The following is a 16,190-nucleotide window of genomic DNA, read 5'->3' on the forward strand; positions in this document are numbered from 1 at the left end:
CCGCGATGGATTTTCTTCCGCGTATGACAGTTAATGAATGTCCCGGGGCTTGATTAATTCAGTTGTCATTATTGAGTGATTATCCGGGCGATTTTTCACGCTCCTTAAGGAAAATGTCCCGCGACATTAGTCTGTAGATTGTCACCATCGGTTGAGAAGATGCTCTGGCCGTCAGCGAGACGGCAGTCGTAAACGGATCAAGGCCTCTCACACTTAATCCGTTTGCGGCTCGAGTTAATCCCAGATTTTTCTCAACGTAGTGCCAAGGAGAAATTCCGTGAACGCTTTCAATCTGAAGAAGTCGGTCGCCGCCGTCGTGCTGGCTGGCCTGTCGATGGTCGGTGCTGCGGCGTCGGCTCAAACCGTGGTGGGGGGCGGTGCTACGCTGCCCCAAGGTTTCTATTCCGACCTGATCAGCACCGAATTCTCGACCCAGTTCGCTCCCTACGTCGGCACGGGTAGTGGCACCGGCAAGACGGCTTTCGTCACCAACAACGGATCGCTGTTCAATGCCATCGGCTCCGCGCACTACGCCGGTAGCGACTCGGCCCTGACCCAAGGCAACCTGAATACCTACGCCGCCACCAGCGGCGGCAACTGGGGCCCGGTCATCCAGGTTCCGGCCTTCGCCACGCCCGTTCTGCTGCCCTATCGTCTGGCCAGCGCCCCGGCCACGGGCCTGGACCTGAGCGATGAGCAAGTCTGCCAAGTGTTCGGCGTGCCGGACCAAACCTGGGGCGAAGTCCTGGGCAACGGCGACACGAACCAAGTGGTCGTGGTCTACCGTACTGACGGCAGCGGCACCACCGAACTGCTGGCCAACTACCTGAGCCAAGCTTGCGAAGGCTGGGGCTTCCAGGTGTCGAACCAGTTCTCGACGGTCGTCTCGGGTGCGATCGGCGCCATTCCCTCGCACTGGATCGGCGTGAGCGGCAGCGGTGCCATGGGCCAAGCTGCCTACCTGGCCAACGTCAATGCGCGCATTGGCTACCTGAGCCCGGACCCCGTGTTCACGGGTTCGAACCCGGCCCAAGTGGCTTCGATCAACGGCGCCCAGCCCTTGGCTTCCGCCATCCAAGCCGCGCTGCCCACGCCGCCGGACGTGGCCGACCGTGCGAACCCGCTGGCTTGGGTTCCTGCCTATGAACTGCCGGCCTCGGGTTACCCGATCTTCGGCACGACGAACCTGCTGGTGAACCAGTGCTACACGAACAGCACCGTGGAAGCCAACGTCAAGGCGTTCGTCGCTCGCATCAACGCGCTGAACAGCGAAGCCACCGCCAACCTGATCGATCAGCACAACTTCATCAAGCTGTCGTCGGCGTGGAACACTGTCATCGACAGCACGTTCCTCGACGCTACCAGCCCGCTGGGCATCGGTAACGCGACTGCCTGCGGCACGAACGGCCGTCCCTGATGTCGTGAAAGAAGGGGTGACGGGATCAGTAGTTCACTGACATTCCCTTGATGTGTCATGCAGCCGGCCGAGGAAATCTCGGCCGGTTTTTTCCTTTTTTTTAGGATTTCATCATTATGTTGGTACTGATTTTCGGGAAGCGGTGTGTCCTTGCGCTATGTATTGCAAGCATGTTTTTGGTATTCCAAGCGAACGCCCAACCATTGGTCGGAGGAGGATCCACCGCTTCACAGGGATTTTTCGAGGAATTCTTCTCCGAAACTGACATCGACGCTGAGTATGTAGGGATCGGCAGCGGAAAAGGAAAGCAGGCTTATCTGGAGAATGATTCCGATAATCTCACGATAGGAGGGTTCCCTGTCTATGTGCCAAAGGTGCTGGTCGCTTACTCAAGCAGTGAAAGCAAGTTGACTATTTCTCAGCTCGATGAATATAACCATAGATATAACAATGGCTTTGCCTCATTGGTGGCTGATTTTGGTCCTGTAGTGCAGGTTCCATACATGGTCGCAACGGTGACATTTCCCTATCGAAATTCTGGAATAAGTGACTTGAATCTTACTGACGCACAGATATGCGCCATTTTTTCGGGAAACATCACGAATTGGAGTCAACTGGTCTCCGGTGCCTCCGGGACGATTGATTTGGTATATCGAATTGACGAAAGCGGGACGACGGAAATCATGGCCAGGTTTCTCTCGTCTCAATGTGCCCAAAATTTTCAGGTATCTAACAACTTCGCTCAGGTCATGAGTAACGTAGGAGGCATTAGGGCAAATTGGATAGGCGTTCATGGAGGGCGCAACATGGCGCTCGTGACCAAACAAGCTCAGGGGCGCTTGGGATATGTTGCGGCCTCCCATGTGGACGTTAACGACAATGCCCAGGTGGCTCGTGTACGGGGTGTTCTTCCTTCCTTGTTGAGCACGACCTTGATGCAAGCGCACGTAACCTCGTCGCCGCCGTCTCCGCCCCAGTGGGAACATCCTCTGGCGTGGTCCCCTGAGTTCTCATTTCCTCCTGTTCCGGGTGCCTATCCCGTGATGGGCTACGGTAATTTGACTATAGGGCAATGTTATGAGGACGAAAGCACAGCCGAGGCCGTTGCAGCGCTGTTGGCAGGCATCTTGGCCTCAGATCAACTGCTGCGGGAGCATCAGGCTCTTCCCTTGTTTGCAGCCTGGAAAAATGCCATCAATATGGCCTTTCTGACTCCAACAAGTGAGCTCGCCATTGGCAATGCTGTTACCTGTAGCAATAAGGGGCGGAAGTCACCGTAGTGCTTATTCGAAGGCGGCGATGGGTTGAGGATGTGTGTCGGTTTTATTTCAACCTCCACTTAGTTGAAATCTTCATCCGGCACAGTGTCGCTTTCGAGAGGTTGGTTTCGTCTTACTGATGACCCGCAATCTGGAGCGCATTGTGAAGCACACCCAAATCCGTAGCCTGCCTCTCTTCCGGCTTAGTACCGTCCAAGCGCGAGCGCGAATCCGGGCCACGCCCTTGGCTGCCGCGATCGCGTCCCTGTTTTTTGTTGGGTCCTCGGTGGTTCCCGCTCACGCCACAGGAAACTGGTTCGCGGCGGGTGCCCAGGCAGGCGCCCAGGCACGCGCCCAGCAGAGAGGTCCCGTCCAGGGGATGGCAACGCCTTCGGCGGCGCGCCAGCAGAGGGAGGCGCGCCAACAACTGACCAAGTCCATCGCCAACCTGAATCGCACGGCCAATGCCATCGCCGCGCAGCAAGCGTCACAGGAAGCTGCGCGCGCGCTGGCGTACCAGGCGCCGCCCTCAGTGCCCGATGGCCTGGTGGCGGGCGGTCTTGAGGTCGCCACGGGTGCCAAGGCGGGATGGGTGGGGGCGGATGGTCCCGTGGTGTCGGCCGATGGCCGCACGGTGGCTATCAAGCAGAACGCAGATCGCGCAATCCTGAACTGGGAAACCTTCAACGTTGGCCGCAACACCACGCTGAAGTTCGACCAGCAGGCCACGGACGCCGTGCTGAACAAGGTCGTGGGTGCCAGCGCCGCGCCCAGTCAGATTCAGGGCAGGATTCAGGCCGCCGGCACGGTGATGGTGGTGAACCAGAACGGTGTGGTCTTCAGCGGCACGAGTCAGGTCGACGTCCGAAATTTGGTGGCTGCGGCGGCCAAGCCGGACGCCGAACTGGACGCGCAGTTTCTGGCTCGCGGCATTTATTCCAACGGCACGACGCCCACTTTCAAAGAGGCGCTAGGCAATATTGAGGTCCGGGCGGGAGCCCGCCTGAATACCCCTGTGCCGACCTCAGCGACGGAGGGAGGGGGATATGTGCTGTTGGCTGGGCAGCAGGTTGTCAACGCGGGCGCCATTTCCACGCCCAATGGCCAGGCACTTCTGGCTGCGGGTGAAAATTTCGTCATTGCCAGGGGTTATGGCACGGATGGCAACCCGCTTTCCACCACGCGCGGCAATGTTGTGACGCCCGCGTCGTCCGCCGCCCATCTGGCGGACGCCGCCAGCGGCGTGGGCCGTGTCACCAATGCGGGCCTGATCCAGGCCGCCACCGGCGACATCACACTGACGGGACGTGAAGTAGTGCAGGTCGGTGTCGTCATCGCCACCACGTCCACGTCGGTGCGAGGCACCGTGCACCTGTTGAACCCTGTGTCGGCCAGCGATGGCCAGGGCCGGGTAACCCTGGCGCCCGGCAGCGTCACCGCGGTGGTGCTGGATGACAGCGCCAGCACTGCCTTCGACAGTCAACGCGAAGCAGGCCGGGCAAATCCGAGCACGGGCGGCGATGCCGACGCACCTTATGCCTTGAATGATTTCCGCGACCTGTCCCGCATCGAAATCACCAGTGACAACACGGTCGAATTCCAGGGTAATACCGCTGATGCGGAAGGCTCCCTGACCTTGGCGACGGGCGGCCAGATCGTGGTGCAGGCGGCCAAGCGAGCCTTGCTGGGGGCGGGCGCCCAGCTGGACGTCGCCGGGGCCATGGGCGTCCGAGTGGCCATGGAGGCCAATAACCTGCGCATCAATGCCCAGGGTAATGAGCAGCGAGATGCGCCCATCAACCGGGACGGTGGAAACCTGAACAGCTCGGACATCTGGCTCGACAGGCGCTCTCTTGTCTATGTTCCGGCTGGCACCCAGGGTTACGACACGGATCGTTGGTACACCGCGGGCGGCTTGCTTGAAGTCAGCGGTTACCTTGCGACCAGTGGCCGGACCGTGGGCGAGTGGATGGCGCAGGGGGGCACCGTCAGCTTTGCGGGCGCGGATGTGGTAACCCGCGCGGGCTCCGGCATCAATCTGTCAGGTGGCACGCTGGACGTGCAGGATGGCGCACTGCGCCAGACCTGGTTGCGTGGCGCGGACGGAAGACTTTACGTTGCGGACCGGGCGCCCGCTGACCTGCTGTACCAAGGCATTTATCGGGGCTACGAAGTTCACTCGACCCGCTGGGGCCAGACGCGCCGCTATTACGATGCAATGATGGCGCCCACGCAGCGTCAGGAAGCGGGCTACACCGTCGGGCGGGACGCAGGGCGGCTTGTCATCGGCACGACCAGTGCCCTGCTCGAGGGCGAGATCGTCAGCGATGTCTACCAAGGTGCGCGCCAGACGCAGGCGGCGCAGGCCAGCCTGGACGGTTTGTACCAGTCGCAGGCGGCCGTGGCGCGTCGAGGACAATTGATCGTTGGCGAATATATCCCGCACTACTACCCGAAAGAAGGTTTGTTGCGCTATCGCTTGTCCGCGTTGGCTGAGCAGGTGCATCTTGGCGAGTCCGGTGGTCCAGAGGCGGAAGTGCTGACTTTGGATGAGGCGGTGGCGCCGACGCGTGCAGGAAAACTGGTGCTGGATACCGGCTGGCTGAACACCGCGCAATTAGGAGCGCTTCGTGTCGCGGCCAAGGATGCAGTAACCGTGGCGGAATCGGTTTCCGTTGCGCCCGGGGGCGAGATCGCGCTGCATGCCTCCCGCGTGGATGTCGGGGCCGACCTGGTAGCGCGTTCAGGGCGCATCCTCCTGGGCAATGTACTGGCGCAACCGACCTTGCTGGCCGATACGCCCGTGCAGGATGTCGCGCTGCCAGTCTCGTCCTCCGTGCAGCCGGGTGTGTTTATCGGAAAGGGAGCCACGCTGGACGTTCGGGGCCTGCAGGCGAACGAGCATGCCGCGGCATTTCACGCCATGCCGTACATCGATGGCGGCTCGATTGTCCTGCGCAGCACTCATGACGTCAGCCTGTCGGACGGCAGCCTCATTGACGCATCGGCCGGGGCGGTGGTGAATGCCAAGGGCGCAATCCAGCTTGGCGGTGGCGGTTCTGTCCGCCTGGGCGCTGGCTTGCTGGATGGCCCGGACGCAGCAACGTTGACGCTCGATGGTGATATTCGGGCCTTGGGAGGCAACCGGTCTGGAACGCTCGACATCGAGTCGCGTAGCGCGGTGGTCATTGGTGGCGAGGTGCTGGATTCGGGCAATCTGGTCCGGGTCGGGCAGGCTTTACCTGTGGATGTCATCACAGCGGAAGATTTCATCATTCGTGCAGGAGAGGTGCTGCCGGTAGAGCATCGCTACGACTCCTGGACTTTGTTGCCTGGCATGGCGTTGTCTGCCACGAGCGGGGTAAGCATTCTTCCCGCTTCGGGACGAACAATCACGGTCGAGGCTGACTGGAAGCTTCCGCCCGAATTTGCGGTTTTTGACGGTAGCCTGCCCATCATCATTTCGGCTGACGGCCGAAACTGGATGCAAAATTTCGGGACCGGTCCGACGATTCCGGCTGGGACCGTCCTGACGACTTTCGTGATTAATCCCAGGTCGGCACCAATTGGTTGGACTGTCTCTGCCGATGTGTTCCCCTCTGGGGTGCCTTTGTCCCCCATCAACCAGCCCGCGCAAGTCGTGCTGGCCGCAGGCAGCATCGCACCGCAGGACATCACCTTCGGGGCGGGCTTGCGTTTGCAGGCGGGCAGCGTCCTGTCTCGGCCGGTCAAAGTGTCTGGCCTGACGCAGCTGGCGCCTGAACTGTTCCAGTCAGGTTTCGCGCAATACCAGGTGCGTGGCCATCACGGTCTGGTGGTCACGCCGGGAACACAATTGGCAGCTACCCGGCCTGTCTGGCAGGGCGGGCAGGCCGGCGAGGCTGTGACACAGGAATTCCTGTAATCCTGGCTGCCTCCCGAGTATCTTGTTGATCAGGCTGCTCGCACGGTTGGCCAGCGGGGCGGCGCAAGCGTCTCCCTGGCGGCGGGCCGCCAGGGCATCGGCGCCCAGGCAGGCGATGCGGGGACGCTGACGATTGGCGCCGGTGCCCGGTTGGCAGTGGATGCAGGTCAGTCCATCTCGCTCTCTGCGCGCTCTGACTTGCGTATGGAGGGCGAGCTGACGGCAAGAGGCGGAGCGATCAGTTTGATGGGGGCGCGTACCGGTTTTTCCACGTTGCCCATTGAAGAGGGGGGGAACGAGGCAGACGCCCGTGCCAGCCAGCGTGCGATCTGGCTAGGTGAGCATGCCGTCGTGGATGTGTCGGCGGCAAGCCACGTCGAATTGGATCCCGCAGCCCGCCCGTATGGGCAGCTCCTGGCGGGCGGTCGTATCGTGGTGGGCGGGGAAGTGCTGGAGGCGGGCAGCCGTGCGCCCGCTTCCGATGCCTTCATCGTGATCCGCCCCGGTGCGGTGCTGGATGCCTCGGGAGGTGCCGCCGTCCTGGACCTGGATGGCAGGGGCGCCCGGACGCTTTACTCTGATGGCGGCGACATCTCGCTGGTGTCGGGCCGTGGCCTTTACCTGGATGGCGTCATGCGCGCCCATGCGGGTGGCGAGGGCGCTGCGGGTGGGCGACTCACAGTCGGGCTGGATGTGCCTGCCTATCTGCGTGCAGCGGAAAACGCGGTCCGGCTTCCTCGGGAGCTGGTGCTGAGCCAAACGCGAGGTGTTGCGTCAGATACCCTGCCCTCGGCGTTGGTGTATGGGCAGGGTGCGCTTGGTGTGGATCAGGTGCAGGCCGGTGGGTTCGATGGCTTGACGCTCTTCAGCCAAGGCTTGGTCAGCGTGGCCGGCTCCCTGGACCTGACCATGCCAGGAGAGCTCCGGATCTATTCCGGTGCGTTTGCCAAGCCCCAGGACGCCGCTGCGCAGTTGCAGGTCCGCCTGGCCGCGCCTTATGTGTTGTTGTCCGGTATCACGGATACGAACTCTCCCGCAGATACCCACATCCGTCCCGTGGTGGACGGCAGCCCCGACACGGCGGCAGGGTCGGGGCCAACGGATGGCCAACTGCTGGTATCGGGCAATCATATCGATATCAAGGGCAGCGTCAGCCTGGGCGTCAAGACGACATTGCCGCTCCAGACTGGCACTTTGGCGGTCGAGCGCGAGGGATTCGCGCGCACCGAGTTGCGCAGCGAGGGAGATATCCGCTTCCTGGAAGGCGCGCCGGTCAACACGTTTACCGCCCAGTTGCTGTCGGCTGGCGATGTCATGATGACGGCGCGCCAGGTCTATCCGGCCACGCATGTGCAGGCCCGCGTCGTGGCGGGTCGCACGGCCTCGGGATTGAATCCCGAGGCGGAACTGCGTATTGCACATGTCGGAGACGCGTCGTCGCCCGCACAGCCTTATTCTGTTTTCGGCGGCCTGACGCTTCGAGCCGCGAATATCTATCAGGGCGGTGTCTTGCGCGCCCCATTGGGGACGCTGACGCTGGGCACTGCCCAGGATGTGCTGAACGTCGTGCTTGCGCCCGGCAGCGAAACGTCGGTCAGCGCAATGGGCCTGGTCATGCCTTACGGCGGCACGATGGACGGCGTCAGCTATCGCTATCGTGATGCGGATATCACGCCGCAGGGTGTCGGCAGTACGCTTCAAGGTGCCGTGATCCTTGCGGGCCGATCCATCGCTGTCCAGCCAGGCGCTATTCTTGATTTGTCGGGGGGCGGCGAACTGACCGGCGCGGGGTTCGTGTCTGGGCGCGGTGGGTCGACTGATGCCAGATTGAATCCGATGATTCGCCTGACAGGCACGGGCTTTGATCTGCCCGGCCTGGATACCAACCCCGTTTATGCCCTGGTGCCCGGCTATGCTGCCCCCTACACCCCCGCATGGGATGGTGTCGGCGCGATAGACCCAGCGGTAGGAAGGCAGGTTGTGATCGGTGCGGGCGTGCCCGGATTGCCCGCCGGAACCTATACGCTGTTGCCTTCCCAATATTCGCTACTGCCAGGCGCTTTCCGTGTGGAACGCAACGGAGGGCAACTGGCTGGCGTTTCTCGGCAAAGCGTGCGCTTGCGCAACGGTTCTTTTGTCGTGGCTGGCGTGCAACGGACGGCGAATACAGACAACGTCGCTGGTTTGGCTGAACAGTGGATCGTCACGCCAGCCGATGTCGTCAGGCGGATGTCTCAGTACAACGAAACCGGCTATTCGGATTTCCTGCGCAACCAAGCGGCGTTGCAAGGTATTCCCCGGGCACTGTTGCCTGAAGATGGAAAATCCTTGTGGTTGCGCCTGGTCGCCGCGTCTGGCAGCGACTTTAGCTTCCAGGGGGAGGCGCGCTTCACGCCTGCCAAGGGAGGATATGGCGGCACGGCCACGGTGTCCCCGTTGGCGAACCAAGGCAGCGTCGAGATTGTCGGCGCAGGCGCAGGTGCTACGACCGGCTTCAATGGCTTGACACTGCGTGCGTCGGACCTGACTGCCATCGGTGCGCCACGCTTGGCCGTGGGTGGTCGGATTGCCGTGAGTTTCCATGGGGAACAGAGCAACGGCACCAACGAAAGCAATTATTTGGACTTCTCGATTAGCGCGGCCAATATCGTTCTGCGTAGTGGTGCCGTCTTGCGTGCGCCTGAAGTATTCCTGGCCACGAACACGGCCACCGGTGGCATCACCGTCGAGGATGGAGCGGGCATTATCTCGATTGGGGCCGGTGCAGTGCCCTACGGGTCTGAGCAGGGGTACGTGTATCGGCCGGGCCCTGCCAGCGTTCTCGCTGTGTCAAATGCCTGGCTGGATGTCCTGGCGCCAGAGCCCGATGCAACGGCGCCAGTTCGCGGCGCGGGTGCGATTCGCATTGGAACGTGCACGGTAAGTTGCCATGCGGGCAGCCAACTCTATTCCGAAGGCACCATTCTCGCGGCAACCACGCGTGCCTTCGAGATGGCGGATACCGCCCGTTATGGCACGCGGAACTTGGTGCTGGCGGTGTCCACCGTCAACGCAGGCGAACGCGCCGCATTGGAAGATGCAGCGGCACGGGGGGTATTGACGCCCGGTCTGAGCCTGAATCAGGGATTGCTCGATCGCTTGCTGCAGGGAGACCAAGCGCATGGCGCGCCTGCATTGGAACGACTTGTCTTGACGGCCGGGCAGTCTTTCAATCTGTTTGGGAACGTCGCGCTGACCACACGAGATCCCATCACCGGTCGCTCGACGCTGGACAATTTGGTCCTTTCCACCCCAGCCATTTATGGTCATGGTCAAGCTGGCGATATCGCCACGATTTCGACAGGCACGCTGACCTGGGCGGCATTGTCAGGCGCTGCGCCTGCCCCTATCCAGGGCGGCCGGGGGACGGGCAGTGGTAGCTTGCGCATCGCGGCGGACGTGATCGAAATGGGCTATGGCCCCAACACCCAGCCCAACGGCATTGACGACTATGCACGGCTTGTCCTCGGTTTTCAGGGTGTCGAGTTCCAGGCCGCGCAACGCTTTACCGCCAATCACAAGGGCAGTCTTGCTGTTTATGCACGCCAGTCTGGTGTGGATGAGCAGGGACCGCAGTATGAGGGGGGCAACCTGACTTTGACGACACCTCTGGTGACCGGCGAAGGCGGGTCGGTCAATCGCTTGAAGGCGGGTGCGGCGTTGGTGCTGCGCGGGGCCGGGGCTACAGCAGCACCGGCCGCAACGATTGCCTCGGGCGCCGAGTTGGCCTTGGAAGGAGGAACGGTCACGGTTGATACCCGCATCGCCATGCCCAGCGGCAAGGTTTCAATGAAGTCACAAGGCGATTTGCGCCTGCTGGATGGCGCTCAACTCGATCTGGCTGGTCGCCGCGTCGACGTCCATGATGCGAGCTATTACGGTTGGGGCGGCGATGTGGTGCTTGAAAGCGTGGCGGGCAATATTCTGCAGTCCGCTGGATCGCTCATTGACGTGTCAGCCCAATATAACCATGCAGGTTTGATTTCGGCATTTGCGCTGGACGCCAGCGCGGGTCGGGTGAGTTTGGGTGGGGCTCTGCGTGGGACCACCGTGGGAACGCATGACGCGGGCGGCACCTGGGTGCCGCACCGGTCGGGTGGCGTTGATATTCGCGCTCAACATATAGGGGAGGGCGGCTCGCTGAGCGAGGCGTTCGCGGACGTCAATGCACGCTTGACCGCTGGTGGTTTCCTGGATGAGCGGAAGTTCCAGTTGAAGCAGGGCGACCTTTCTATCGGGGATGAGCTTGCCGGGCGTGTGGTCGATGTGTCCCTGGATGCTGGCCATCTGACAGTTGCGGGCCGCATCGATGCCAGCGGTTCCCAAGTCGGCACCATCCGGCTGGCAGGCAAGCAAGGGCTGACAATTGCCAGCACCGCCATGCTGGATGCGCATGGCACGGTGTTGCGACTGGATAGCTACGGCCAAGTGATCGACGCTGCCAATCGCGCCGTGATTGACTTGAATGCGGGTGATGGATTGCTGACATTGGCGGGTGGCGCGCGCATGGATCTGCGGCACGGCACGGCTGACGCGCGGGTGCAAGCAGACCCGAGCTTGCATGATGCTGTTGCACGGGGCCAGCTCAGTCTGTATGCGCCGCGTGTCAGCGAGACGGGCGGCGACATATTGGTGGATGCGAGCAACTCTATCGATATCCAAGGCGCCCGCTCCATTGCGCTTTATGCAATGCAGCGATATGACGATTCGGATCCTGCGCTGGTCCAGCGTTGGCGCCACGGCGGGGCCACGCCACGCCTTGATGCCAACAATCAGGCGGATGACGAGGCCTATCGTGAGATCAACCAGGCTTATCTGGACGCCAAACATGATCGCAGCGTAGCTTTCATCAATGCCGCTTTGGGTAATAGCACGTTGACACAGCAGAAGCTCGCTGGTCTTAACAACAACCGTTACCGTGATGCCTTCCATCTACGTCCCGGCGTCGAGATCACCAGCGAGGGTGCGCTGGTCGTGACGGGTGACCTGGATATTTCCCGGCATCGTTATGCCAGCCTGAATCCGACGGTTCGTCCGTATGTCGCTGGCGCAGCGGCGACGAATCCCGCCTACGGCGGAGGGGAAGCGGGTGCGCTGACCGTTCGTGCGCAGGAAGGTCTGGAGATTCTTGGCAGCATCAATGATGGATTTGCACCTGCTCCGACAACGCCCGACGATAGTGGCTGGGTGCTTGTTCCGGGTGTGCAGCCTTTTGGCGGTGATGTCCGTATCCCTATCGGTGGTGTGCAACTTGCTGATGGCACGGTCTATCCCAAGGGCAAGACGCTCAACTATGCCGTTACGGCACGTAATGTCGCGCTTCCTGTCGGGACGTTGCTGCCGGTCGCGGTCACCTTGGGCGCGCCGCTGACTTTGCCGGAGGGAACCGCGTTGGCGGCCAATGTCTTGGCCTCCGATGGATCCGTGTTGCTGGCAGCAGGCGCATCGGTATCCGCTGGCGGGCTCGTCTTGCCGGCGGGCGCGCAGTTCCTGGCAGGCAGCCGGCTGCCTGCGGCCGTGACCGTGGCTCGTCTAACTTGGCCTCTGGGCGTCCCCCTGCCCGTCAATTTGGTCCAGGATGGTGCGATGACGCTCCCCCTGGGAGCGCTGCTGCCTGCGGGTGTGGACGTCAAATTGGCCAGTGGAACCATCGCCGTGACGTTGCGAGCAGCGGGTGGGACCAGGAATTGGGCACTCTCGCAAATGTTGGCCGAGGGGTCGCAATCATGGGATGTCCGCCTGGTGGCCGGCGCTGACAGGCTCGCCGCAGACAGCCGTCGCGTCTTGCCCGGCAGGGCTGGCAGGATGGTTTTTGCCGACACGCATTATTCCGCACAAGTCGTCATCGAGCCCGGACGTAACGAGCCTGAACGATGGGTCTGGAACCAGGGGGCAGGATATGTACCGCCCGGGGGCACGGCGCATCCCGCCCGGGCGACGCCTGGGGGCACGGTCACCGTGGCGATCGACCGTACCCGATGCATTTCGGGCGTGTATTCGTGCACGCTGATGCCTGCCGAAGTCATCCCCGAGCGCGTGACCGCGGTAGATGCCAAGGCACCTGCCCTGAGCGTCGTGCGCACCGGTACGGGTGATCTCGATCTCATCTCCTCGGGCGATGTCTCGATGCAGTCTCCGTACGGCATTTACACCGCTGGTACTCCCACCTCGTTGGGGAGTGCTGCAATGGATGCCTTGTTCAATCAGCCTCGTGGCAAAGCGGCTGGGGGCGCGTCGGTATTGGGAGCGGGGGCGGGAGCTCAGGCTGCCGCGTATGAGAGCTTGGTCAGTGGTAGCACCAGTGCCTACCGTGCCTGGTATCCAGAATACGGCGGCAACTTCTTCCTTGAGGCAGGGGGCAATGTCTCGGGAGATGCATGGGGTGCAAGCAATCAGCTCAACACTGACAGCACTGGTGTTGGCAATTGGTTGTGGCGTCAGGGAACGGGCGCCAGTGCCGGTGTGAACAGCCAACCCACGGCGTGGTGGATCAATTTCGGTACTTACGTGGCCGATCCACAGTTCCAAGCCGTACTGGGCGGCGTGACGACGCCTTTCTGGCCAGCGCAAACAGGCTTTACGGGTATGGGCACCCTGGGTGGTGGAAACCTGTCCCTACGTGTTGGAGGAGATGCAGGATTGATCTCCTCGCGCTCCGCCAATGTGGCGACTGCCGCTCAAGTCAAGTCGCAGACACCGCGCTCCCAAGGGTTGGTGCTTGCCGTAGGTAGCTCGGGCCGGGTGTTGCCGGACGGGGAGTTGGTATTCACGGGAGGAGGGGATCTCGACTTGCGCGTGTCAGGAGGATGGAACGCCGGAGTCGATGCACGCTTGCGTAAGCAAAACGGTTCAGTCGCCCAGGCGCACTCCTTGTACGGCGCCGTGGTGAACCTTCGGGGGGCCACACAGGTTTCTGCGGGCCAAATTGGTCTTATGGAGCGTATCTATGGCGGGCGTGCAGGCCAACGAGATCCTCGAGAGACCCGTGCAACCGATCCCTACACCTCAAGCATGACGCTTTCCACCGGAGGCCTGATGTTGGTCACTGGGGATTCAGCCGCGTCGCTGACTAGCCGCGGGGACCTGGTGCTGGGTGGCACAGGAGACCCGGGCCGGGCACGGACAGGCAACTATCAAGCTTATTCAGGGGAGCGCAACGGACAGGCCGGCTTGAGTTGGTTCACGTTGTGGACGCCCAACACTTCGGTGCAGGCGCTCTCCGTGGGAGGCAGTCTTGCCTCTGATACGCGAGTCAGCGAGTTCGGTGTGGATCGTACGGGCCTCTACTCTGCGGCGGGAGGCTGGTTCATGTTGCCTGGCGCGGTCAACCTAGCTGCACCTGAAGGCAACGTCTATCTGGGCCAGTCATCCTCTTATCAGAATGCGGCCAGTGGTTTTGTGCTGCAAGCGCCGATCGGGCCTCGCGCTCTGTCAATTGCGGCGGGTGATTCTCTATATGCGAGTGGTTTGCCCATCAGCCAGTCCGGCGCCGATGAGCGGATCATGGCCACGATTTTCCAGCCGGCATTTGCTGGATTCACGGAGGGGGCAGAGCTCGGGGGGGTGCGCTTCAGCAATACTTCCAACAGTGCTGCGGTGGTTAGCGCTGGTGCGCTACCCATGCTGGTATTTGGCTTGAATACTGTGGGGCAGACTGTCGGACTGTCTGACTCGCCTTCCCAGCCTGTGCGGTTCTACGCGGGCACAGGAGATTTGGTGGGCGTCAGGACAGGCGCGCAGGCGCGTTACGCAACAAATGGAATGGCACGCTTGGGAGAGGTCGACTACATCGGTGCAAATCCTGTGTGGATGCTGGCCGGGCGTGACATCGTGAATACAGGTACGTTGCAGGGTGAGAACCCGCTGGCTCTGCCGTCGCAAGTGGGAGGGGGAACGTCAAGCGCCGGGCCTGCCTTTAACGGCAATCTGTTTGTGCATGGTCATGCAAACGACGTGTCGGTGGTTCAGGCCGGAAGAGACATTCTTTATCACAACTTGATGGTGGCAGGTCCTGGAACGCTCGACATCACCGCCGGGCGCAATATCGTTCAGGAAGATCGAGCCAGCTTGACCAGCTTGGGGCCCATCGTCGCGGGCGACAGTCGCCGGGGCGCCAGCATAGTCTTGCAGGCTGGCATGGGTGCGCAGGGAGCCAACTGGAACGGATTCCTGGCTCGCTATCTTGATCCTGATAACCGGATCCAGACCGGTTTGCCGTTGGCTGGCCAAGCTGGCCGCGTGGTGAAGACCTACGAGAGTGAATTGATCGACTGGTTGGCTGTGCATCACGGTTTTGTTGCGCCAACCGATGGTTCGGTGATCGAGGCTGCCCGTGCGCTATTCATGAGTCTGCCTTCCGCTCAGCAGCGCGTTTTTGCAAGGCAGGTCTATTTTGCAGAGCTGCGTGAGGGAGGGCGTGAATACAACGACGCCGACGGCCCACGTTTCGGTAGTTACCTGCGTGGCCGTAATGCCATCGCGACCTTGTTCCCCGAGACAAATGACGCCGGCGAGGCAATCGTGTATCGAGGCGACCTTTTGATGCATGGCGGTGCTGGCATTCACACCAATGTGGGCGGCGATATTCAAATCTTGACGCCGGGTGGTTCGCAAACCTACGGTGTAGAGGGGGCGCAACCTCCTGGAACGGCGGGGCTCATCACGCGAGGCCAAGGGAACATTCAGCTTTATTCCCTGGGAAGCATCCTGTTGGGCCAAAGCCGTGTCATGACGACTTTCGGTGGGGATATTCTGGCCTGGTCGGCGCAAGGCGATATCAACGCGGGCCGGGGCAGCAAGACGACAGTGGTGTTCACCCCCCCGCGTCGGGTCTACGACAGTGTGGGGAACGTCTCGATTTCGCCTGATGTTCCCAGCACGGGGGCAGGTATCGCAACGCTGAATCCGCTTCCAGAGGTGGTGCCAGGTGACGTCGACTTGATAGCGCCATTGGGCACGATTGATGCGGGAGAGGCAGGAATTCGCGTGTCCGGTAACGTGAATATCGCGGCCTTGCAGGTCGTTAATGCTGCCAACATCCAAGTTCAAGGTGATGCAACCGGAATTCCTGTGGTTGCCGCCGTCAATGTTGGTGCGCTGACGAATGCGAGTGCGGCAGCCAGTTCTGCTGCAGATGCCGCGCAAGATACCGTTGCCCGCTCGCGTGCGGCTGCGCGTCAGGCCTTACCCTCCATCATCAGTGTCCAGATTTTGGGTTTTGGTGCGGAAGGTGGCGCTACGGATGACGTCTCTCCACCGCCGCCCGCTCGCTCCTCGTCGGTGCAGCCGGTCAGCTACAATCCGAGCAGCACGATTCAGCTTGTGGGGAATGGTCAGCTTTCCGATGCGGAACGTACGCAACTGACTGCGAAGGAGCGTGCAAACGCTTTGTAAATTGACCGAGGAGTCGCCTGGCGTATGTCGGGCGGCCCCAACCCCTAGCTCTTTGTTTTTTTGTTTCACGATGACTCCAGTACCGCAATTCGCTGGACTACGCCAAGGCTCGATACAGCAGGTTTATCAATCACTTAGGCGAGTTCAAGATATGCCGGCGCTTTCTGAAACCTGACCC

At 61.5% G+C, this 16,190-nt stretch carries 4 protein-coding genes; all 4 read left to right on the plus strand.

The annotated features are described in order from the left end of the window. Positions 1–277: 277 nt before the first annotated feature. On the plus strand, positions 278–1,417 hold the full coding sequence (locus ODI_RS06415; protein WP_082985500.1) for a substrate-binding domain-containing protein: 1,140 nt from the start codon (positions 278–280) through the stop codon (positions 1,415–1,417). 116 nt (positions 1,418–1,533) lie between these two features. Continuing rightward, positions 1,534–2,697 (plus strand): substrate-binding domain-containing protein, encoded by a 1,164-nt coding sequence (locus tag ODI_RS06420; RefSeq protein ID WP_074046856.1) that lies wholly within the window; start codon positions 1,534–1,536, stop codon positions 2,695–2,697. Between the two features lie 118 nt (positions 2,698–2,815). Then, complete coding sequence (locus ODI_RS06425; RefSeq protein ID WP_067759233.1) at positions 2,816–6,580, plus strand: two-partner secretion domain-containing protein; 3,765 nt, start codon at positions 2,816–2,818, stop codon at positions 6,578–6,580. A 246-nt stretch (positions 6,581–6,826) separates the two neighbouring features. Beyond that, the gene (locus ODI_RS06430) at positions 6,827–16,012 is read left to right on the plus strand and encodes a filamentous haemagglutinin family protein (RefSeq protein ID WP_157929734.1); all 9,186 of its coding nucleotides are present in this window, start codon (positions 6,827–6,829) and stop codon (positions 16,010–16,012) included. Positions 16,013–16,190: the final 178 nt, after the last annotated feature.

Origin of the sequence: Orrella dioscoreae, from assembly GCF_900089455.2 — a bacterium.
Taxonomy (GTDB): Bacteria; Pseudomonadota; Gammaproteobacteria; order Burkholderiales; family Burkholderiaceae_B; genus Orrella; species Orrella dioscoreae.

Excerpts from the sequence above, each read along its gene's own strand:
- ODI_RS06420 (WP_074046856.1), top strand. The coding sequence starts at position 1,534 with ATGTTGGTACTGATTTTCGGGAAGCGGTGTGTCCTTGCGCTATGTATT.
- ODI_RS06425 (WP_067759233.1), top strand. The coding sequence starts at position 2,816 with ATGACCCGCAATCTGGAGCGCATTGTGAAGCACACCCAAATCCGTAGC.
- ODI_RS06430 (WP_157929734.1), top strand. The coding sequence starts at position 6,827 with ATGGGGGCGCGTACCGGTTTTTCCACGTTGCCCATTGAAGAGGGGGGG.